We start from the raw sequence: 24,057 nt of genomic DNA, 5'->3' as shown, positions 1-24,057 counted from the left end.
GCTGCATATAAACCCTTTAAACTCGCCCTTTGGGAGCTTACTCAACGTCCACTAACATCGTTAAATTTATTTGGTTTAGAATGACTAAAATTAAACAAATTCGCCTTGTTATTGAACATTGAGTACAGCTCTGAGTTGGGAAGAAATTTAATCAAATTGGTATTACCTAGCGACAGTAAAATAGAGAGGATGTAGCCAACATATATCAATGTAATGGCAGAACTACAACAATGGATTGTCGTAATAGGTGAAAGTGCGAGAGGATATTGATTATTATAACCAAGGCGCCTCAGAAAAATTGAGTGGCCTTGGTTTAAAGAAGTGTCGGATAACAGGGAGTTTATTAGCCGCAACACTTTTTATATTTTTTGCCACTGTTGCATGAACAAGGATCATTACGGTTCGGCGTTTTGTCGAACGTAGTAGTGCTTATCTTGTTTAGTATGGCGTTAAGTTCAATGATATTTTCATCGATAGCGCTATCTACGGTAATGTCAGCAAATAACCCATTATCAGCAACTAATACTGCTACTTCGATTTTTCTTTCATCACTATTAACCGATAAAGTTAATGGATATTTTTCTGTGCCGAGCTTAGCGGAACGCTTAGTATTATAACCTGTTGTTACATGGTTTTTTCTAGTGTGGATACGCCCTTTGTAATACAGATCGTGCATAATATTAACTCCGCTAATTAAATACTTGGTTTGAGCGCGGCAGTATACCGTAATACAGTAAATAGTCACGGTAGATTTAAGGAAATAGTCCTTGTTTAGCTTTTATTTTGGTTTTTATCAAAAAATACCTCTCTATCTGCAATAGCACAGCTTTCTTCTGCACCAACTGACTAGATAGAGAGAACCACGGATTATTTAGCGTATTTTCTAAAAAGCATGATGATTTTTTTATTGAATAAATTTGATAGCTAATTTATCACTCTTCTGATTACTCACAATGTAATGAATCTACCGGTTTGGCTGTTGCTGCTCGATAAGCTATAACCATTACTGTTATGTAAGCGATCACTAAACTAAAAACAGCACTTAATATAAAGGCGCTATAGGGCATATCAATGCGGTAAATAAAGTTATCCAACCAGTCTCGCATTAAAAAATAGGCTAAAGGTAGTGCAATCACATTGGAAATAATGACTAAGCTTGAAAATTGATTTACTAGCATGAAACATAACTGCCCCGTACTCGCACCTAATATTTTACGTACAGCAATTTCTTTCACTCTGCGTTGTGTATTAAATGCTGCTAAGCCAAATAAACCAATGGCCGTAACCACAATAGCTAACAGAGTAAAAACATTTAGCATCTCTGTCTGCTGGTTTTCATTACGGTAACTTGAATCAAATAAATCTGTGATCCAATCATATTTAAAAGCTAAATTTGGTGCTAATCCTAGCCATATCTGCTCAACTTCTTTTAAGCTTTGTAAACTAGTACCCACCTTAAAGCGAATTGATGTCCAACGTAGTGATAAGTCTTTTGGCTCTGCTGATAATACGTAGGTCATTGGTGCGACAGTATTTTTAACATTAACATAATGGCTGTCTTCAACTACACCAATAATTTGATGGTTGTGTAAACCGTCTTGACCGCCACCTAAGGTAAGTAATTGACCCACAGCTTCTTCAGGACTCCAACCTAAAGTAGCCGCTAATGTTTGGTTGATAACCAACTTACCTATTGATGATTGCCAATCGTCTTTATTTTCTTTATACGCATCATTAACATAGGCCTTAGAGAATATACGACCACTTAATACTTTAATGCCATAGGTTTTGAAAAAATCTAAGCTTACCGGGTTATTGCCTACCCAAATTTCATTGGTTATATCATCTAGTCGTCTTACCGTGTTTGAGGTTCTTGTTGCCTTGGTCGGTACCGTATGAGACATAGTGACTGAAGTAATGTCTGGATGCCGCAATGCTTGGCTTTTAAACGCGTTATAAGTGTTATCACCTCGAGACACAACAATCACACCCTCACGGTTAAAGCCTTGTTCCATGTTCTTTATATATTGCATCTGCCAGTTCACCACTAAGCTGGCGACCAATAAAAAAGCCGCAATAGCAAACTGCAAAATAATCAGTGATTGTCTCAAAAGTACACCCGATTTGGACGTACTCACTAAGCCTTTCAGTACATGGGCTGGTGACAGATTACTTAAATAGAATGCTGGGTAACTACCTGCTAATACCCCCACTAATAAAGTCAAAGCAAGTAGCTGTAATAATTGTGCGATTGAAACATTAAAGACCATTTCGGCAGTCATTAATTGATTAAAAGCAGGCAGACAAAGATAAACTAATACCAGAGCAAGCATACAAGCTAGGGCAGATAACATAACGGCTTCTGACAAGTATTGAGTGACCAATTGTATTTTACTGGCGCCTAAGGCTTTACGAACACCTACATCCTTGCCTCTGCTCATTGCAGCTGCGGTTGAAAGGTTAGTAAAATTGACACAAGCCAATAACAATATCATGAATGAAATAATGCTAAACACCGTAACCATCACTTCACTACTGGGTGGCGTTAAACTACTGGTAGTAGTGTTATCAAGATAGATATCTAATAACGGCTGAATAATGACACGATTTGTTTTAAATGATGACAGCCCTTTAGCGCGACTATCGTAATAATCACTAACGGTTTGGATTAAGGTATTAATATTTGCTGGTTGTCTAATTTTGGTATAGGTTCTGGTGGCATTAAAGTTCCATGCTTCAATCCACTCTTGAGAAAGTTGTCCATAAAAGTTCTCCATAGGTAATATCATCGTTAAGGGCATAGTAGTGGGTGTTGTTGGTTTTTTCACAACGCCCGTAACCTGATGTTCTTTACCATTAATAGTTAAACGCTTGCCAATCACGCCTACTGTTGTTGAGAAATATTTAATCGCTAAGTCTTGATGCAGTAGTAAACTATCGGGTGCATCTAGTGCTGTATTCACATCCCCTTCTATTAATTGAAAGTCAAAAAAATCTAAATAGTTAGCATCGGCATAAAGTGCACGTTCTGAGTAAACCCCTTGTAAATGCTTCACTGAAACACTCGATGGTGAAATGCGGGTAGCGTCTTCTACTTCGGTAAAGTTTTGTGTTAGCTCTTTTGCAAGTCTCAATGGTGTTTGCGCTTGTGGTTTATTCTCACCACGAATTAAATTAATTCGATATATATCCTTCGCATCCGTAAACGCGGTGTTGTAGCTTTTTTGATGATCTACATAAAACTGAATTAAGATAAAGCTGGCAATGCCAATAATTAAGCCTGTTAGTTGTATGAAACTGGTTAGCTTATCTCTACAGAAGTTTCTCCAGGCAACTATAAATAATAACTTACCCACAAGTCACCTCCGCTACCGCTTTTATTGTATTTACAACTTCTGTTGAGCCAGCATCGACAATCTGACTTGTTTTATCATTAAGCTTTTCTTTAACTAATTGATCATTAACCACTTTGCCATCAAGTAACTCAATAACTCGAGTTCCATAAATAATATGCTCAGGTGCATGGGTAACCATCACTATGGTTGCCCCTTCTTGATTAAGCTGTTGCAATAACTCCATCACCTGGGTTGAATTTTTTGAGTCTAAGTTACCGGTAGGCTCATCCGCTAGAATTAAATCTGGATTAGTCACTATGGCTCGTGCAATAGCCACACGTTGCTGCTGACCCCCTGATAGTTTTGCCGGTAAGTGCTTACGACGATGGCTGATATCAACACGCTTTAATACCGCATCAACCAAACGCTTACGCTCAGCTTTTGCTACATTATGATAATAAAGTGGCAATTCAATGTTTTGTTCAACGGTTAATTCATCAATTAAGTTAAAGTTTTGAAAGATAAAACCTATATGCTGTTTTCTTAAACGAGCACGTTGTTGCTCGCTATATTTATCAACCGGATTTTCTAAAAAGCTAAACTCCCCTGAATCTATGCTATCTAACATGCCTAGCACGTTCAGTAAGGTAGACTTACAGCAACCTGACGGCCCTAGAATAGATAGAAACTCACCTTCATTAATGGTTAAGTTCATTTGGTCTATGGCTACTGTTTCTACTTCATCACCAATAAAAGATCGGCTTATTTGGTTAAATTTAATCATAGTGATTCCTTATTTTCCCTTAGAGGAAGTTAATTGTCTGCGTTATTTGAATACTTACTTAGTGATTTACTCAATTATTTACAGCTTTTTTTATTGGCTTTTAATGGGTTAATCGCTCGCTGAAAGGCTTAATTGTTCCGCATCAGCAAAGCTGGCATATGAGGAGGTAATGACGCGTTCTCCTGGGGTTAATCCCGAGAGTACTTCAATGCTTTGAGGGTTTTTTCTGCCTAAACGAATGCCTCGTTTACTGGCTTGAGTACCATTTTTGTCAACAACAAATACCCAACTACCTGCGGTGTTTTGCATAAAGCCACCATTCGCTATTTGCAGCTTAGATTCGCTAGAAGAAAGGTTTAATTTTAGTTGTACGCTTTGTCCTAAACGTAATTTCTTGGCAATGACTTTATCCGAAAGACTAAAATCAACCTTGAAGGTACCGTTATTGATCCCTGGATAGACTTTAGCAACATCTATTTGGTAAGCTTGCTGGTTGAGTTCAAAACTGGCTGTTTGTCCTTTTGCCACACGGCTGACATAAAATTCATCCACTTGTGCCGTGACTTTGTATTGCTCAATTAAATCGACTTGACCTAAACGCTGCCCATTACTTTTCGCTTCACCGACTTGTGCATCAAGAAACGTTAACTGCCCGTTGCTCGGTGCGCGGATAATCAACTTGTCTAAGCTGCCCTGAGAAATGGCTAAATTAGACTCTAAGGTTTTTATGCTACGCTCAAGCTGTTGAAGTTGTTGGCGTTGTAATAGCGCCTCTTTTTCTTGGCTGTGCTGTACTATTTCACGGTATTTAAGTTGAAAGTCCAATTCATCTTTTACCGTTTCAAAGGTATGCTCTGAGATAAGGTTTTTCGCAATCAGTACTTTATTGCGAGTAAACTGCTTTTTCAGGCGTAATACTTTGAAATCAAGTTCAATAACATCACGCTTTAATGACAGTTGGTTTTGCTCCAGTGCTAGGCGAGTATTGCGCATATTGTTAATTTGCTCTGAGACTTCAGCTTCTCTGGCTAGAACATTTAATTGCAAGTTAGTATTACTCAACTTTAAAATGGCTTGTCCTTGCTTAACTAAAGCACCTTCTTGAATCATTACCTCTTCTACGCGGCCGCCATCAATAGCATCAATAAAAATTGTTTTTTCCGGCTCCACAACACCACGCAATGGTAGATATTCAGCAAACTCTGCTTGCTTAATAGTGCTAATAACTAAATTGTTAGTAGTCACATTATAATTTTTTCCTGAGTTACTTAAGGAAGCATTACTTTGAGTGAAAGTAAAAACAGCTATAAATACGCTAGTACTAAGGCCGGCAAATATGTACTTAGCTTGATATTTTTTGTTTGTTTTTTTTACTAGTGGCTTGTCCATAATTATTCCTACTCATTGATTTGATAAGCAGTGTTAACCAGAACAGCGATGAAATAAGGAAGAAAGTGGGATTAAAGAGTGATTAATGCTGAAAAAGTTGTGACCACCATGATGGTCATAACTTTAATAATGTAAAAACAAGGGGTTATAGTTTTTATTGCGGGTTATTTGAATAATTGAGTTTTACTTAAAGGCTACTTGTTTGCATGATATCCGCAACTGATCGTTTCATTTTTGCGTAAATCACCCCATTTTTATTGACGATAAAATCATTACCCGATGTTGGGCTTTGCCACATCTGGCTAGTTTTCTGAGTAAAGGAGTAGTGACTATATTGTTTATTTTCAGTATTTGATTGACACACTAAGCCGTCAGGTGTTGCTTTTAAATTGAGCTTTCTATTTATAATGCTCGGCTGACAGACTAAACCGGTTGAGAGTGGCTCTGCTGATATTTCAGAGAATTTCATCACTTGAGAACTATCATCAGCGATCAAATAAAAACTATTGTCGACTGCGGAATAAAGCCCGCCTTGATAACCTACCTGCATACGGGATAACTTTTGCTCACGAATGTTATAAGCCATTAATGTCCAATCTGCATTTTTGACGGTAGAAAGCAGCAAGTTATTTTCATCTTGCCAACTTACTGCCACAATCGCGATATTCTCAAATGGCAACTTTTTCATCGACATCTCGTCAATATTCGCAACATAGATTTGATTATCAGCCAATATCATTAGTTGACTATCATTCGGCGAAAAAGCTAAGTCGTATAACTTCACAGGATTATTGAAATGACTTAACTGTTTAGCATTTTCTGTGCTGTTATTTTGTTCACCTGGTATGGTGCCAAGGTAAACCTCTGCTGAACTAGAACGTTTAGAGACAAAGGCATATTGGTTTGTGTTATTTGCCAACGTGGGCAAATAATCCATCACCGTTGAATTATTCAGCTCAACATTGACTTGCTCTTTTGTTTTAGCAATGCTTTTAAAATGAATATCTTTATTAAGTAAATAAGAGACAAAGCTAAAGTCTTCGCCATTATTTACTCGAGAAACTTGTTTTACCCTTGAGGTATTACTGGCCACTACCGCTAACTTGTTACCCGTTAGACTACTTTGCCATAGCTCATAAGCTGGATGAGGCGATGGATGAATAATGGTTTCATTGTCATGATGCCAAAGTACTGAGCGCATTAAATAATCTAACTGAGCAGTTTGCTCAAGGGTTGAACTTTTTATTTCTAAGGTATAAATACGCGTTGTCGGTGAAAATTCACTGTTAATCATCAGCAATCTTTCGCCATCGGGCGAGATATCAAAACTGTAATTACCTAAACCATTAGTGATGGGTTGATTAACAATATCTTTCTCATTATTAGCTAAGTTGACCCTAAAAATTTGATAACCATGACTTGCCGATTGCCTGTCGTTAAAATACAGGTATTGACCATCTGGTGAAAAAACAAAGTGAGGACTCGCTTGAGCACCACATTCAGTAATGTCTTGCCAAGTATCTTTGTTCTTAATATCCGCAAGCTCAGCCCAGAAAATCATACAAACACTATTGTGCTGATATAAAAAGGCCAATTTATCTTGTGTAGGTGACCAAACAGGTTTGCTTAATGCGCCTCTTGCATGAGTAATAGACAGCTTTACATGACTGCTAAGGTTTTCAATGTTGATGTATGACGGTTTACCTGAAATATCTTTACGATAAGCTAACTGTGTTAAATCGGGTGATACCGCCGGATATTGCTCAACCCCAACTTCACGAGTTAGTGGTTTAACTTGTTTTGTTTGTAATAGCACAGTGCTTTTCAACGAGAGTGCATAGATAATTGCAAGAAGTATCATGACAGCAGTTGCTATCAATAAAGTATTTTTAGTTACGCTGAAATTTTTACTGGCTGATGGTTCAATAGGGTCGATATATTGCTGGTTTTCGTTAGCCAGTGTTTCGGATTTTCCACTACGATTAAACCCATCAGTTTGCTCAATAGAGGGTTCACCTTCAGGTTGGTTACTTACCGTATCCGAAGCAACAAAGTCTGCCACCATACGATAACCTTTACGTGGAACAGTGATAATAAACTCTGGATTTTTTGGATCGTCAGCTAACGCTTTCCTCACTTTCACTAAGGTACGACTTATCGCATTTTCAGTAACTAATGTGCCTGTCCATACTTGTTCCATCAGTTCATCTTTGCTGATCACTCTGTGGCTATTTTGACAAAGAAATACCAATAGGTCATATACTTTAGGTGCCAAATTAATAGTTTCACCTTGGCGATAAAGCAGTTGGTTGTGGGTATCAATGCAAATATCAGCAAAGTGTAAGTAGCGCAAAGTAAATCCTTATTTTGATTTTCATTCGATTAGCTTCAAAGTTAACGCGTTTATGGTACTGCACTTTGATAAAGTTATTAAGGTTTTAAATCGTACTTGACCACCCAAGGGCGACTTATCTGACAAAGCTCCCTGTACAGCCTTTAAATACGGCCTAGGTCACAGTTTGGTCATAACAGTTTCCAACATTGTTCCTAACAAGTCATCCACATTTCATTATTTTCATCAATCAATTATCTAAAATGCTTACACCTTAAACAGTATTGCACTCGAACTATGGAGTAATAGATGAATAATATTCTCGCTATAAACACACACAAGCAACCAAAGGTAACGTTGCGACTTTTTTCAATGATCTTCTTTATCATTTTATTCGTTACTTTTTTTAGCCTAAAAAGTTTTGCTAACATCGACAATGCCCAATCCTTAAAAAACCCAAAACGGCATGGTACAAAACTAAAAGTTATCATCGTAATATCTAGTGATAAACACGGCTATTGGCTACCTGAAGTACTATACCCAAGCCACCTCAAGATGCAGTTTCAGAGTTTCTGAGCGATTTCACTTTTAGGCGCATCAATGTAGTAATGGTTATTCCCTTACAAATTGGTGCAACAACGAAGTGGGATTGCTCAGAAGCTCCCTACGGGCAAGACGATAAAGGGTCATCTCCTGCGTTATTGACTTCGACAAGGGAACAACCCTTCTCTTCAATCAATGCCTTGAAGCTGACCCTTTCTCGACTTGCTGAATCCTACATCTTGAGGTTGTTTGGGTATAGAGCCTTATCAGTTATTGAAACAAGGCTGGTTTTGACATTGATATTGCTAGCCCTTTAGGTGGAAAAGGCAAAGCAAGTGGCAGTGCTAGATTATCATCAGAACAAGAAAAATGGTTTGAGCAATCAAATTTACCCACAAAACTATCCAATTCTTTAACGATTAACCAAGTAAAAGCTAATAACTATCAAGCCATTTATTTTGCTGGCGGCTCAGGGCCAATGTTTGACTTTATTAACAATAAAGCGATGCAAAAACTCACTGCATCGATTTATCAAAATGGTGGTGTTGTTTCTGCGGATTGTCACGGTATTGCCGCTTTGCTCAATGTTTTTCTTGAGAATGGCAACCGCTTAATAGTAGGTAAACAAATAACGGCAAAAGCCAATCATGAAGAAGGTCGGTGGGCACGCAATAATTACCCGTTTTTGCTGGAAAATAAAATCATAGCACTTGGCGGTCGTTATTCATCAATAGTGGGCAAGCCACATGTCGTTGTAGATGGTCGTTTAATCACAGGACAAAACCCTGCATCGGCCATTCCTATGGCTCAGCAGTTAATACAAACATTATTAACGCTAGGGAGTAATCAGCTATTAGAAACTAGTTACTAGTTACTAGTTACTAATAATGCATCAACAAAGAACAATTTACCGGGCCAATTAAAATTATAATTGCCCTACTTATTTTAAGTTGGGCTGTTCATATCCGGTAATGAGTAATTAAAGTTAAAGTTAAAGCACTAAAAATATAAACGTAATACCGTTTCAGCCACACAAGCTAAACGCTTACTGTTTTCAACTTCAATACTTACTTCATTAACCACTTCAATACTACGTTTCATCGGCACTAAATTAACTAATTTAATACTGGCTCTAACACGCGTACCCGCTTTGACAGGATAAGGAAAGCGTACTTGATTTAAACCAAAATTAATAACCATCTTAGCTTCAGGATAAGGGTTATTATCTAAATCAACTGAATTAGTTAATTTAGGGATTAATGACAAGGTTAAAAATCCGTGTGCTATTGTCGCTTTAAAGGGTGACTCTTTCGCTGCACGTATCGGGTCTGTATGAATCCACTGATTATCACCAGTGACTTCTGCAAATTGATCAATACACTCTTGCTCTACCGCGTGCCATTCGCCGACAAAGGTTACTGTATCGATTTTTTCAAGCAGGCTTTTGTAGGTTTTTTCAGCTAGTGGTACTTGTATCAATACCTCTTCGGGTTTGCTTTCTTCTGCATCAACAGGACTAAATTGAGAGAACCACGGGTTATTTAGCGTGTTTCTAAAAGGCATGGTGATTTTATTATTGAATAAATTTGATAAATTCTTAAATTTAGGCTCTAACTTAGCGATGAACTGATCATTCTGGTGTTGTAAATTTCTTTTTTTTTCTCTAATAAATGCTATAACTTTCATATAGTAGCCTTATTTAAATTCACTGTGGCATTAGTATTATTGGTTAATAAAAACTTTTTAAAATACACTTGAAACTATTAAATTTATCGTTTAAATAAATTTAATAGAAAGGCTTAATCTAAACAGTTAAGCCTTTCTAAATGACTAAAACTAAGCCTCTTCATCTTCTACGCGAACACCCCAAACATCATGTTCATCAGCATGAATTATTTGTACCCAGATAAGGTCACCTGGCTCGGCATCAAAATCGTCAGATAAATATACTTTACCGTCAACTTCTGGAGCGTCCATATATGAACGTCCTACAATACCTAACCCATTAATTTCATCAACAAGAATAAGGTACTCTTGACCAATGCGTGCTTGTAATTTTTCGCTGCTAATTCTCGCTTGTACTGCCATAAAACGCTGTAAGCGTTCTTCCATCACGTCTTCTGAAACATGATCAGGTAACGCATTAGCCGTAGCACCTTCAACTGGCGAATATTTGAAACAACCAACACGGTCTAACTGTGCTTCTTCTAAAAACTCAAGTAACTCTTCAAACTCTTCTTCAGTTTCACCAGGGAAACCTACAATAAAGGTAGATCGAATCACTAACTCTGGACAAATTTCACGCCATTTAGCAATACGCTCTAATACGCGGTCTGAGCTACCAGGACGTTTCATTAATTTCAATATACGTTTGTTAGCATGCTGAAAAGGAATGTCTAAATACGGTAGTATTTTACCTTCCGCCATTAATGGAATGATTTTATCAACATGTGGATATGGGTAGACATAATGTAAGCGTATCCAAACGCCCTGCTTCGCTAATTCTTCACATAACTGCTGCATGTGAGTTTTAACAGGCATGCCATCCCAAAAATCTGTTTTGTGCTTAACATCAACACCGTAAGCAGATGTATCTTGAGAGATTACCAGTAATTCTTTAACGCCTGAATCAACTAAGCGTTTGGCTTCACCTAATACATCACCCACTGGACGTGAGTCTAAATCACCACGCATTGATGGAATAATACAGAATGTACAGCGGTGGTTACAGCCTTCTGATATTTTTAAATAGGCGTAATGTTTAGGGGTAAGTTTAACACCTTGTGGCGGTACTAAATCGATAAACGGATTATGCGCAGGTTTCGCTACATGTTTATGTACCTGTGCTAATACTTCATCATAAGCATGCGGGCCTGTAACACCAAGAACATTTGGATGAAGTTCAATAATTTCGTCTTTTTTAACGCCTAAACAACCGGTAACCAATACTTTACCATTGGCCGCTAACGCTTCACCGATGGTATCTAAAGATTCTTGTACTGCTGAATCAATAAAACCACAAGTGTTTACGATGACCAGTTCAGCATCATCATAACTATTAGTAACGTCATAACCTTCGGTGCGAAGTTGAGTAAGAATACGTTCACTATCTACTAAGTTTTTTGGACAACCAAGTGAAACAAAACCGACTTTCGCGCCTTTTGCTGCACCTGAATCGATAACAGCTTGATGCTGTTCTTCAATCATTTTCGATGGAATATCTAAGGTGGTTGTTTGGCTTTCGGCCGAGTTACTGCTTTTCTTTGGTGTTTGTGGGTCGAATTGTTCTACGGTCATAATGCTCTCAACTTACTCTTAACTTTTATGGGTGATTTTACTTCCCTTTAAATAAGAAAAGAGTAGCGTCATAAATGGTGGTTTAACTGCCTTTATCGCAAACTCAGGGTATTTGCTAAGGCTGTTGTTTAATACGTAGGATTATACAGGAATCTTGAGAGAGGATGAATGATTAGTTTGTCGATATTGTTTATTGATTGATAACTTATGGCTAATGGAAAGATGGCAACAGTCTCAACTAGGTCATACATTGTAAAACAGAATGATAATAGCGCCTATTTGCCAAATTGATTAGCTAAATTCAAGCACAAATATCAGCATAAAGTTGTTCTGCTAATTGCTCTAAAACTTTAGCTTCAGGATGGGTATGAGCGAAGGTTCTCAAACCATATATGCCCATCAAAAAATAACGTGCTAAATGATCACTATCTTTTTGCTCGCTTAACGCTTTTTCACTTTTTGCTAGTTCAAATTTTTCCGCCAATGCTTGCTGTAACATAGACAAGTTGTCACTAATAATCTGTTGAATTTCTGTGTCTTGATCGGAAATTTCATTTAATGCTTTAGTCAATAAACAAGCTTGTGCACTATCACAACTGATACATTCCGCCACAACATTATCAAGATAGGCTTTTAAATTATCTAGCGTCGGTTGAGTACCCGAAAAATACTGTTCGAACTCGGCTTTTCGGTCTAAACGATATTGCTCAAGCGCTGCGAGTAATAGACCACGTTTGTTTTCAAAAGCACAGTAAATAGATCCTGGGTGTAGTCCCGTTGCTTTTTTAAGATCCTGCATACTGGTTTTAGCATAACCTTTATGCATAAACGCATTCATTGCCGATCTTAGTACTTTTTCTTTATCAAACTCTGCACTACGCATAAATTATTAGTCTTAATATATCTGGACATTGATTGTACGCTTATTTGAACGTACATTCAAAACAGTTGTTGAATGATTGTTCAAATAAGCGTATCTTGAACGAACATTCAAGAAGAGAAACGTCCTCCATGACTGATAACTTATTTACTCCTTATGCACTAAATAGCACGATTAATCTAAACAACCGTATATTAATGGCACCACTAACACGCTGCATGGCAGACGATGATTTAGTACCAACCCAAGCTATGGTGGAATATTATGCTCGTAGAGCTGAAGCCGGACTCATTATTTCAGAGGCTGTAATTATACGTCCTGATGGTCAAGGGTATCCCAATACTCCAGGGTTATTTAGTCAAGCTCAAATAGAGGGCTGGCAAAAGGTTACAACTGCGGTACATAAAAATGGTGGCAAAATATTTGCCCAACTCTGGCATACTGGTCGTGTTGCTCACCCTTATTTCTATGGTAACGGTGATGATAATGCTACGGTGTTGGCGCCTTCGGCCATTGGCGTTGAAGGTAGCGTACCAATAATGCGTGAACTAACCTATAAAACCCCAAAAGCGGTAACGATTGATGACATCAACACCTTAATTACTGATTATGGCCAAGCTGCCACTAATGCGATTAAAGCCGGTTTTGATGGTGTTGAGATCCACGGGGCTAACGGATATTTGATTGACCAATTTCTACATCACGATAGTAACCATCGTAATGATGAATACGGTGGTAGTAGTGAAAACATGGCCCGTTTTGCATTAGAAGTTATTGATGCCATTACCAGCCGTATTGGCAATGACAGAACCGCCATCAGAATAACGCCAGGTGCTTATTTTAATATGGCAGGCGATAGTAGAGACCGTAATGTATTCGACTATTTCTTACCTGAATTAGAAAAGCGTAATTTAGCCTTTCTTCATATCGGCATATTTGACGATAGTATGGAGTTTGACTACTTAGGTGGCCGTGCATCAAGTTATGTTAGAGCGAACTATAACAATACCTTAGTGGGAGTGGGTAGTTACAGCGCAGAAACGGCTAGCACTGCTATTGATGCAAACAAGTTTGATCTTATCGCTATTGGTAGACCATTCATCGCTAACCCAGATTATGTCAGTAAAGTACGAAATAATGAGCCATTAGTCAGCTATTCTGATGAAATGTTAACAAGCTTAGTTTAACGTTAACTCATTAATAAAGAGCATGTTGAAATACAGTAAACTAACTGTTTATGCTTAAAAAAATAAAAAGCACCATTGATATGGTGCTTTTTACTGTCTGGATTTTAGCAAAATAACCTAACGGTTTATAACAACTCTGAGTAATATAAAACACATTACTTATAGTAGTGTCACAGATTATTATAACTAGGTCATACCTTAACGTTTTTCTTTAAGCAATTTTGGCGCAAATGGATTATTGATGATTATGCTATTTTCTTCTCTTTCTTTATCAATAAAAGGCATGCTAATACTTATCATCCTAGTCAAACCACGACAGAGATCTCGCTTAGTCCGATAGAGGCTAACCTCTACCCTATTGTTGTCTAGGTCATTAACCGCTAGTCTAAAACTCTCTGCGCTAGTACAGCCATTCGACTTAACTTGAAACCATAATGATTCCTTTTTTATGTCAAATTCGTAAATGGTCTCTAAAGTGCCTGTGCCACTTTGCGATACCACATTGACCTCTTCAACTTCCTTAGAGACGACAGCACAAGATGTAGTTAACATTACAAACAAAATTAAAAGCGTGCTTTGCGCAGTTTTTAGTGATTTTTTCATAATTTCTCTTAGTAATTTATATTAATTATTTATATTAGTTATATTAGTTATTTATGTTAATAATGAAATGGATGGGCAGTTACTAACTACCCAAAAGCATGATTAATACTTGTTACGTTTCAAAGATAATAGAAGCAGTGAAATAATAACTACAAATCCACCAGCTCCACCACTCTTTTTCTTCTCTACAACAACATCCTCAGTGATGGTTACCGTTCCAGTGACATAGGATGATGCACCTTCGGGGTCCGTTGTTGTTACTTTAAAGGTGACTTTACCTGCTTTATCACCTGCAATAAAGGTAGCTTTATTTAACGTTTTATTATTAATCGTTGAACCTAAACTATCACCGATAATCTCCCACTTATAACTTATAACATCACCATCGGCATCGGCACTTTGAGAAGCGTCTAAAGTCGACTCACTTTTCACTTTTACTTGGTAATCAATTTTAGTCATTTTAGCTGTTGGAGCGCTATTGGCCGTAATACTTTTTACAAGATCAATATAAGCTGTATCAAAGCCAACAGCATCTTCATCGGTTTCATCTTTTGAAAAGATAAAAGCAATGCGGTCAGTACCGTCTTTTAGTTTTATTATTTCTTCTTTGAATTCGGTTTGAGTAGTACCTGTAGCAAAGAAAGCCGTTTGCTGACCGTTAGCGGTAATTTTTAAACCATCGTAGCCCTCTTCCGCTTGTACTAAATAGTTAAATGAAAGATCTGTTACCTCAGGGTTTTTAATGACAGCCAGAAGCACAGAGTTTTGTGAATCCTTAATATCTCCTGATGCAATAGCATTATTACCCTTTAGTGTTTTCGTCGTTTGAGCTTCCCATATTGCATCGCCACCAGAGTACCATTGAATATCATCATTATTCATATCGACTAGGGTTTTCATGTCTAAACTCGATTTTTCAAGCGTATTAATCGAGAAGTATTGGAGGGCTAAACTGTTTTCAGGGTGATTTGTGTGAACTTTCAAATCAAAGCCGCCTTGACCTAACGCGGTACTTGTTACTTTAACGGTAAATTCACAGCTTTCATTTTGTTTTATTGCAGCACTATTACAACTATTAGATTCTATAATGGGTTGCGATACTTTATTTAAGTCAGAGAATTCAATCTTGGTAATAGCGTATTCTGTTGAGCTTAAGTTCTTAAAGGTAAAACTAAAGATATCCTCAAAACCGTTTTCAACATAACCCGGTGTTATTTTTTGTTGGTATGAAACACCCGCTTTCTTTTGTTTTACCCAATCAATAAATTTGGAAACACGGGCATAAACCCCTGGAACACCTGCGACAGCACAACCGTCTCCAAAACTAACTACGCCGGCTTGATACCATTCATTGTTTTTCTTTATTACCAAAGGTCCGCCACTGTCACCTTGGCAAGAGTCTTTACCGCCCGCTTCAAAACCAGCACACAGCATAACATCAGTAATTCCACCATTATACGCGGTATTACATTTCTCTTGATCATAAAGGGCAACGTCTACTTCTTGCAACACATTAGGATATGATGGTTCGTCAGTAACAGACATGTTCCCCCACCCCATCACTGTCATTAAATCGCCGACTTTTAAAGAGGCTTCTAACTCTGGGGTCAATGGTTTAATTGCCGATACGTTGGTTATTGCTGTTTCTAATTCAAGAATAGCAATATCATTATTTGTTGCAAGTGCATCATATTCTTCATGCATATAAATTTGTGCAACCTTATAGCGTACACCACTGGTGCTGTCTTTAAGATCGTGTTCACCTACAACGACATCAATATCGGCAGCAATAGAGCCATCAACACAATGCGACGCAGTTAAAATATAATGACTACCAATAAATGATGCGCCACAAAAAGGAGATATTTCACCTCCTTCTTTTGTCGATGAAGCAATTAACCCGACAATAAATGGGTAATTGTCTTTTTTAGCTTCAACACCATTAATAATGCGTTGCGAAACTTTTTTATTTTTTTGTTTTTCAAGGCCTGACAAAGGTGCCCCGATACTCGAGTGACTATAAAGCGCGATAGCCGAGCTAACAAACGCGATAACAAGATTATTAAATTTCATTAAATTTACTCCAAAACGAATTACTGGTTAAGTAAAAAGACGACTTATGAAGACTACCAGTTAGAAGGCACTTACTAAGTAAGGCCATGTAAGAGAAACGAGGGATTTGTAAGCGGGTGTAAGCGTTATATAGATGGGTTCTGGGTAAGCGGATAGTTGCCGAGAGCACTGTAATATAAAAATCCTTTAAATAAAAAGGAGCTGTTTGCATAATTAATCTTTCAAAATATCGATGTTATCAAATAGTGTAACCGACATTACATTTGCACCACAACAAATGTTATAAAAACATTATCAATATGTTAGTAAATAATTACAAGGTGGCGAAGTCTTAGTACGCCATCAAAATAGACAGGTAAACTTAGCGCCTGCTGTCGCGCTATTCTCAACCGTTAATTGACTATTCATTCTTTTACAAGCCGCTTTAGAGATAGCAAGACCAAGACCTAAGCCACCAGTTTTTCGACTTCTACTGACATCTAATCGCGAGAAGGGAATGAATATAGTATCAAGAAATTTAACGGGGATACCATCGCCATCATCTTCAATGGTCAGTTCAATATGTCCATTAGAGCTATTCACAGAAACTATTATCTGATTTTTACCATGAATACAGGCATTTTTTAATAAGTTATCCACTAATAATCGAAGGTAAACTGGGTTGGTGGTAATTTCTAACGAAGCATTGAATTGGCGAATAACCTTGAGTTTCTCTTCGCATTTGGTCGCCTTTATTCTTGATTCAATAAATTCGCTCAATTCAATTGATTGGTGTAAAGAGAATTCACATTCATCGTTTACTGCATTTAATTTAGAAAACTCGACAACCTGGCTAATCAGCTCATTGATATCTCCAATGTAAGTATCAATGTTACCCAGTAATTCCATTTGCTGTTTATTACCATTATTTCTACTCAGTAGGCCTACCGCCAATTGAATTCTGCTCAGTGGCGTGCGTATCTCATGAGGCACCGCTTGGGCAAACACTTGATTTTCATTAACCGTATCGGTAATTGCACTCGCCATAAAATTAAAACTTGCTGCAAGTTCATTCAATGGTTTAGTAAATTCATTATTCGCTCTGGCATGCATATCCCCCACGCCGAATTGATGCTGTGTTGCAATCAAACTTTCAATTTGACGCTGTATGGCTCGAATAGGCCAGTAGATAGCTGTTGCGATAGTGATTAATACGATAAACAATAAAACCATTGGGGCAATGTCATCCAACGACAATTCGATAACAACATCTTCAGCTAAAAGCTCTGTTTCTATTGAGCCTTCTTCCTCTTCATCGCCAAAAAATATGACATCATCTTCACTGAACACCAGCCAAGCATTGAGTTTAGGTAATTTATATACCGCGAAAAATTGCTCGTACATATTACTATAAACATCTACCTTTCCTGAATGGCCAATTAATTCACAATCATCACAAGGAGCGTTCTTTTCTAACATCACTTGCCAACTCATTGAAAAATCCGCAAGGTAGTTCTTCTTTTTACTGAGGCTTTTCAACTCTGCATTAGCCGTTATCTTTCCTTGTTTTAATAAACCTTGGTAAACATAATCGGTAAAAATAACATACTCATCAATATCATTTTGCTCGTTTAGTTTTTCAATAGCAAAAAACGATACTGTCCCGCTAACAATAACGGCAAGCGCAATGATTATATATAAGCGGGTAAAAAGAGAAAGTGCAGGTAATCTAGCCATTTAATAACATATAACCTTTGTTTCTTACTGTAGTGATGATTTTATACGGCATTTGATCATCTTGAATTTTTTTTCTTAAACCACTGATACGCATATCAATTGATCTGTCATTAAAGTCATGTTCAATACCTCTTAACGCCTGACAACAATCGTCTCTGGAAACAGGAATACCAATATTGTTCTCCAACACAATCAGCATTTCATATTCGGCTCCCGTTAAGCTTAACTCGTTCCCATCAAAGCTTACCTTTTGACTTTCAGCATCTATATCGAGCCTGCTATGTTTCTTTTTACCCGGCATACTTTGCTGAGGTTTTATTCTACGCATTAACGCTTCTATTCTAGCAACCAGTACATGAGGTTTTAACGGTTTCGTTAAGAAATCATCTGCACCTAATTTAAGTAGACTAACTTCACTGACATCATCGTTACACGCAGTTAATACAAGTATAGGCCCTTGATAAAATGCCCTAGCTTGCTTACATATCTCTACCCCTGACAAACCGGGCAGCATTAAATCTAATATAATCAAATCGGGTAAATAATTTTCTATCGCGGCTATCGCAGCCAAACCATCATCAATAACTCGTGTATCGAAGCCCTCTATTTCTAGATACATCGCCATTAAACGCGATATTTCTGCATCATCTTCGACAATAAGAACTTTTGTCTTTTCCATCATATTTCCTGTGACTATTAGCTTATTACTTATATGTTTTAACAATTGAGACCAAAGCATTACACTATTAATACCTTGTTTTTATATTCACTACCATTTTTACTTACGTCGACTGATTAGACGACTATATACCGTGGGATTTAGGATGAGAAAATATTTGACAAGGAAATACTCAATCAGCTCTTATTACCAATAGATATTATCCAAAAATTTTATACCAATAGGGGTAAGCACACGTAAGCGTTTGTAAGCGTGCGTAAACATCAAGAACTTAGAACGTGACGGCCTCAAGACAGTCTGGATGTAGCTAAAGTAGAGATAAGGCATTAGTAGAACACAATATTATGAGCGACAGTCTTATCAGGGATACCAATAAAACTGTCGCCTTTAAGCATTAACGTAACAAATGTAAGAAGTGCAGATGTTTGTGGTATTGATCAATAATATTATTGATCACAGCAGTTTTCGACCAACCCATAATGTCATAATCCTGTCCACCTTCAACCAAGTGAACTTCTGCTCGATAATAACTTTGCTCATCATCACTTTCTTCATTGACATAATCAGGTTGAGAATATTTTCGAGCAAGTATTCTATAAACAAATGCTTGATCATCGCCATGGTCGACAATTAAACTCAGGCCATTTTTATCAGAAATTTCTACATTAATTTGATTTTCTCTGAGCTCTTTAGCTACTGAATCAAGTGCTGGTGCAACGATCTGGCTAATAAATTTATTAACATTGCTCTTGTTTGGAAAATCTACCACGTTCTTTAATCGAATTTGCCAACTATCATTATTTTCAGAGCCCGAATGAGGTATAGCTGTTATTAACTGACTTTCTTGTTTAAAGCCTTCAACCTTCAAGGCTTTAATTAGACCAGCAATGGCGAGCAATAATACAATAGTAAACGGCAAAGCACTGGCAATAGTCATGGTTTGTAGTGCACTAAGCCCACCCACCAACAGCAATACCGCCGCAACAATACCAATACCAACCGCCCAATAAACACGTTGCCATAACGGTGTATCATTTCTGCCGTGTGAACAAAGCATGTCAACCACCATAGCGCCAGAATCACACGATGTGACAAAAAATATCACTATCATTAATACGCTAAAAAATGACAGTAATGTGCTTAATGGGAAATTTTCAAGAAAGACAAATAATGCCACTGATGAGTCTTTACTTACCATATCACCTAGCGCAACAACGCCTTGGTTATGCACTAAATCAATGGCACTATTACCAAAAATAGTCATCCAAAATAAAGTGAATACTGTCGGTATCAACATTACCCCTATGATGAATTCTCTAATAGTGCGGCCACGAGAAATCCTAGCAATAAATAAACCAACAAAAGGTGCCCACGCAAGCCACCAGCCCCAATAAAATATGGTCCAGCCTCCTATCCATTCGGTCTTCTTGTAAGCAAATAAGTTAAAAGTGTTATGGACTATATCAGCTAAATAATCACCAATATTTTGCAAGTATGCCTGCAATAAAAATACCGTTGGGCCAAGCACAAAAATCAATACTAATAAGATAATAGCTAGCACCATATTGGTTTCAGATAATATTTTAATGCCCTTATCCAAACCAGTCGCAACAGATATAACCGCCAATGAAGTAATTACACACATAATAATTATTTGATTGGTGGTAGAAACGTCAATGCCGAACAAGTAGCCAAAACCTGCATTAACTTGAGAGGCACCTAAACCAAGTGAAGTCGCGACACCAAAAACGGTACTTACTACCGCAAAAACATCGACTAAATGCCCTGGCCATTGATAAATTCTGTCGCCAATAAGTGGATATAAAGCAGAACGTAAAGTCAGCGGTAAATTATGGCGGTAACTAAAATACGCTAATACCAGAGCAACAATGGCATAAATAGCCCAAGCATGAAGTCCCCAGTGGAAAAAAGTCATCTTCATCGCTTCTTGAACTGCTTCAACTGTACCTGTTTGTGCTGTTGGTGGTGATAAATAGTGCATCAAAGGCTCTGCCACACCAAAGAACATTAATCCGATGCCCATGCCTGCAGCAAATAACATCGAAATCCAAGAGGCTAATGAATAATCGGGGGTTGAATGGTCTGGCCCTAAACGGATTTCGCCATAACGAGAGACGCCTAAGAAAATAACAAAAAAGAAGATAAACGCGACGGTAAGCACATAAAACCAGCTACCATTTTCAATAATACCCGCCTGAACAACGCTAAACAAAGCCTGAGCCTGTTTGGGTAAAGCGGCGGTATAAAGTAAAAGCGCAATAATAATGGATGAGGCACCAAAGAATACCTTTTTATTTAATTGACTCTTAACCGATAAAGACAAAACGTTCCCCTAAATTTAATTTCAATTGATATTATATTGGCTGAAATAATGACGTAAATAATAGCACATTCAGATAATTTCTTCGATAACCCCCGATATTTATTAAGATTTTGATAAAAAACAGATGTGTTGCTACGCTATAACGAAGGATAAAAATAGTTAGAGCACTAATAGTATTAATTAAAATGTAAATAAATATAAATATAAATATAATTATAAAACAAAGGGATCATTAACATGAAGCTCACTAAACTGCATTGCGCTGTATTAACAGCCATAGCGGCATCAGGCTCACTCTATGCTGAAGAAGAAAAAAAGCTGGATAGAGCAACTGTCGAAGTCATTGAAGTTACCGCCACTAAACGGACAGAATCCATTCAAGAAGTTCCTGTTACCGTCACTGCAATAACAGGTGATAACTTAGAAACTCTTGGCGTTTCTAATTTTGACCAGTATGTCGAGTTTTTACCTAACGTTGTTTTTCAGGGTACTGGCCCTGGCCAAAATGAAATATATATTCGTGGCGCGGCAACAACGCAAACCAACATTTCTGTTTCATCAGTTCAAGCACTTCAACCCTCAGTTGCTTTTTATTTAGATGAGCAACCTGTATCAATGCAAGGGCGTAATTTAGATATTTACGCGACTGATGTTGAACGTATTGAAGTATTACCAGGACCACAAGGCACACTTTTTGGTGCTAGCTCTCAATCAGGCACGGTCCGCTTAATAACTAACAAGCCCAATCATGATGGTTTTTCCGCAGGTTTTGATACTAGCACTAGTTCTACAACCGGCGGTGACATGAGTAATTCTGTTGAAGCTTATTTCAACATGTCTTTATCTGATTCGCTTGCCGTACGTGTTACCGCCTACAATGATCATCAAGGCGGTTGGATAGATAATATATTAAATGTCCCTGGTGAAGGTGGTTACAGTGGTAGTGCTGAAGTTATTAGCCGAATTTCCGGTGGTGCCTTAACAAACCCAGAAAATGTTTCCATTACCGCGCCACAGAATCATGCGTTAGTAGAAGATAATTTTAACACCGCTGATTATGCCGGAGCACGCTTTGGCTTAGCTTATATAATCAACAGTGAATGGGATCTTTTAGTACAACATACTCAACAGTCTCTTGATACCGAAGGTGTGTTTTCTTATGATCCAAACCTTGAGGGGGAGTCATCAACTAACCGTTTTACCCCAGAAAACAACAATGATGATTTTGGCTTAACTACTTGGACATTAGCAGGACGACTTGAACATCTCGATATTGTTTATACCGGTGGTTATCTTGATCGGGATATCAATTCAACCATTGATTATACCGGTTATACCAATGGTGGTTCATTTTCTGCTTATTATGTTTGTAACTATTCTGGTATACCTGAAGCAGACCAAGAATGTCTTGACCCAACTAAGTTTTATAAAGAAGCAACGAGTTCATCACGCATGACTCATGAATTTCGACTCAATACCTCGGCTGAAAATCGCTGGCGTGTAACAGCCGGAGTATTTTATGACTCGCAAGAATTATCTACCGTTGGCCAATTTAAAATAGCCAATACTGAGAAATTTCCTGATCTAGCAAGAACCCTTGCAGGTAATGAAGGTATTAATAGTAATGGCGGACCCTTTCCTTCTGAAGTGAGCTTCGTCAATGATGTTAGCCACACCATAGATCAAATCGCCGTTTTTGGTCAGTTTGAATTTGATATAACTGACACAGTGACGGCAAGTTTTGGTGCTCGTTGGTATCAAATTGATGACATTTATAAAGGAGCGACTACAGGTGACGATGTTAGTGGTAGATTGCGAGCATTTGGTGACGGTAGCGATGCGGCATTAACTGAGTTTTTTGGTGCCGAAGACGCGGAAAAATATAAAGCAGCTATTGCCAGTGGTCAATTAGAAACTAGCTTGCTTGATAATAATGGTAAATTAACGGTAGATGATACGATTATCAAAGCATCAATTGATTGGCAAGTTACTGACAACATGATGTTATTCACCTCATATTCAGAAGGTTTTAGACCACCGGTTACCAATCGAGTAGGTGGTGGTGCCGCGAAAATCCAAGAAGGCGCTTTTGAAGGTTTCCGTATTCCTGTGTACTCAACCACGGATAGCTTAGATAACGTAGAATTAGGTTTCAAATCAACATTATTTGATCAAACATTGCGCTTTAATGCTACCGCGTATTATTCAAAAATATCTGATCTGCAAACCTCTCGATATGATCCAACCAATATCAGTTTCTTGGTGTTTACTGATAATGTTGGTGATGCTGAAATTAGAGGTATTGATGGTGACTTTACCTGGGTAGCAACTGACAACTTAATCATTTCCGGTGCTTTTAGCTTTATAGATAGCGAGCTAACCTCAGTGAATGATCAGCTTGATGGTATTGCACCGTCAGCAGGAGCCAGATTACCGTATTCAGCTGAGTTTTCCGGTAATTTACAAGCGCAATATTTCTATCCAATTGATAAAGATATGACCGGTTATATTAATGGTTCAATAAGTTATACCGGAGACAGACTTGCAGGTATGACCATGGATGCTTATATGATAGAAGATGCCACCAATTTAATTTATGGTACTGGCTCAGGTTTAAGTATTCAAAAAGAATCAGACGACTATAAAGGTGTCAATTATCAAGACCGTAACGGAGAAGCCTTCGCGGGTGGTCGTTATATACAAGATAGTTATATTCTGGCCAATGTAAGCTTTGGCGTGACTAACGATGAATGGAAAGCTGAAATTTTCATCGATAACCTAACTAATGAAAGTGCAATACTGTATATAGATACGCAACAGTATACGCCAAAAGTTGTTTCTAACAGACCTCGCACCATCGGTTTTAGATTCTCTTATGACATGTATTAAGTCTTA

At 37.8% G+C, this 24,057-nt stretch carries 16 protein-coding genes; 3 read left to right on the top strand and 13 right to left on the bottom strand.

What is annotated here, in order from left to right:
* Positions 1–343: 343 nt before the first annotated feature.
* From CXF85_RS14820 to CXF85_RS14800, 5 genes are all read right to left on the bottom strand, one after another.
* Entirely contained in the window at positions 344–676 is a 333-nt protein-coding gene (locus tag CXF85_RS14820; protein ID WP_101229422.1) for a PBPRA1643 family SWIM/SEC-C metal-binding motif protein, read from the bottom strand.
* A gap of 268 nt (positions 677–944) precedes the next feature.
* On the bottom strand, positions 945–3,356 hold the full coding sequence (locus CXF85_RS14815; protein ID WP_101229421.1) for an ABC transporter permease: 2,412 nt from the start codon (positions 3,354–3,356) through the stop codon (positions 945–947).
* On the bottom strand, positions 3,349–4,119 hold the full coding sequence (locus CXF85_RS14810; RefSeq protein WP_232771214.1) for an ABC transporter ATP-binding protein: 771 nt from the start codon (positions 4,117–4,119) through the stop codon (positions 3,349–3,351). Before CXF85_RS14810 ends, CXF85_RS14815 begins: the two co-directional genes overlap by 8 nt.
* 108 nt (positions 4,120–4,227) lie before the next feature.
* A complete protein-coding gene (locus CXF85_RS14805) occupies positions 4,228–5,508 on the bottom strand; it encodes an efflux RND transporter periplasmic adaptor subunit (protein WP_101229420.1) in 1,281 nt (426 codons plus the stop codon).
* 187 nt (positions 5,509–5,695) lie between these two features.
* A complete protein-coding gene (locus tag CXF85_RS14800) occupies positions 5,696–7,861 on the bottom strand; it encodes a winged helix-turn-helix domain-containing protein (protein ID WP_101229419.1) in 2,166 nt (721 codons plus the stop codon).
* 817 nt (positions 7,862–8,678) lie between these two features.
* On the opposite strand from CXF85_RS14800, the gene CXF85_RS14790 reads away from it, so the two are divergent.
* Entirely contained in the window at positions 8,679–9,254 is a 576-nt protein-coding gene (locus CXF85_RS14790; protein WP_101229417.1) for a type 1 glutamine amidotransferase domain-containing protein, read from the top strand.
* Positions 9,255–9,382: 128 nt separating this feature from the next.
* Here CXF85_RS14790 and CXF85_RS14785 read toward each other — a convergent pair whose 3' ends face one another.
* The 3 genes from CXF85_RS14785 to CXF85_RS14775 all read right to left on the bottom strand — a co-directional run bounded on the left by CXF85_RS14785 (position 9,383) and on the right by CXF85_RS14775 (position 12,563).
* Positions 9,383–10,069 (bottom strand): MaoC family dehydratase, encoded by a 687-nt coding sequence (locus CXF85_RS14785; protein WP_101229416.1) that lies wholly within the window; start codon positions 10,067–10,069, stop codon positions 9,383–9,385.
* 150 nt (positions 10,070–10,219) lie between these two features.
* Positions 10,220–11,680, bottom strand: coding sequence for a 30S ribosomal protein S12 methylthiotransferase RimO (gene rimO / locus CXF85_RS14780; RefSeq protein ID WP_101229415.1), 1,461 nt, complete (start codon positions 11,678–11,680; stop codon positions 10,220–10,222).
* A gap of 301 nt (positions 11,681–11,981) precedes the next feature.
* Complete coding sequence (locus CXF85_RS14775; protein ID WP_101229414.1) at positions 11,982–12,563, bottom strand: TetR/AcrR family transcriptional regulator; 582 nt, start codon at positions 12,561–12,563, stop codon at positions 11,982–11,984.
* Positions 12,564–12,691: 128 nt separating this feature from the next.
* On the opposite strand from CXF85_RS14775, the gene CXF85_RS14770 reads away from it, so the two are divergent.
* On the top strand, positions 12,692–13,747 hold the full coding sequence (locus CXF85_RS14770; RefSeq protein ID WP_101229413.1) for an alkene reductase: 1,056 nt from the start codon (positions 12,692–12,694) through the stop codon (positions 13,745–13,747).
* A gap of 198 nt (positions 13,748–13,945) precedes the next feature.
* Here the strand turns inward: CXF85_RS14770 and CXF85_RS14765 are convergent, their stop codons facing one another.
* The 5 genes from CXF85_RS14765 to CXF85_RS14745 all read right to left on the bottom strand — a co-directional run bounded on the left by CXF85_RS14765 (position 13,946) and on the right by CXF85_RS14745 (position 21,162).
* Positions 13,946–14,350, bottom strand: coding sequence for a hypothetical protein (locus CXF85_RS14765; RefSeq protein ID WP_101229412.1), 405 nt, complete (start codon positions 14,348–14,350; stop codon positions 13,946–13,948).
* A 102-nt stretch (positions 14,351–14,452) separates the two neighbouring features.
* Complete coding sequence (locus tag CXF85_RS14760) at positions 14,453–16,423, bottom strand: serine protease (RefSeq protein WP_101229411.1); 1,971 nt, start codon at positions 16,421–16,423, stop codon at positions 14,453–14,455.
* Positions 16,424–16,765: 342 nt separating this feature from the next.
* Positions 16,766–18,139, bottom strand: coding sequence for a sensor histidine kinase (locus CXF85_RS14755; RefSeq protein WP_101229410.1), 1,374 nt, complete (start codon positions 18,137–18,139; stop codon positions 16,766–16,768).
* Entirely contained in the window at positions 18,132–18,818 is a 687-nt protein-coding gene (locus CXF85_RS14750; RefSeq protein ID WP_101229409.1) for a response regulator transcription factor, read from the bottom strand. The genes CXF85_RS14755 and CXF85_RS14750 overlap by 8 nt, the downstream gene beginning before the upstream one ends.
* A 394-nt stretch (positions 18,819–19,212) precedes the next feature.
* Positions 19,213–21,162 (bottom strand): BCCT family transporter, encoded by a 1,950-nt coding sequence (locus CXF85_RS14745; protein ID WP_101229408.1) that lies wholly within the window; start codon positions 21,160–21,162, stop codon positions 19,213–19,215.
* A gap of 237 nt (positions 21,163–21,399) precedes the next feature.
* On the opposite strand from CXF85_RS14745, the gene CXF85_RS14740 reads away from it, so the two are divergent.
* A complete protein-coding gene (locus tag CXF85_RS14740; protein WP_101229407.1) occupies positions 21,400–24,051 on the top strand; it encodes a TonB-dependent receptor in 2,652 nt (883 codons plus the stop codon).
* Positions 24,052–24,057 lie beyond the last annotated feature (6 nt).

Origin of the sequence: Colwellia sp. 75C3 (genome assembly GCF_002836255.1) — a bacterium.
Classification (GTDB): Bacteria; Pseudomonadota; Gammaproteobacteria; order Enterobacterales; family Alteromonadaceae; genus Colwellia.
The sequence above is the reverse complement of the archived record's forward strand: the minus strand, read 5'-3'. Positions and strand labels throughout refer to the sequence as shown.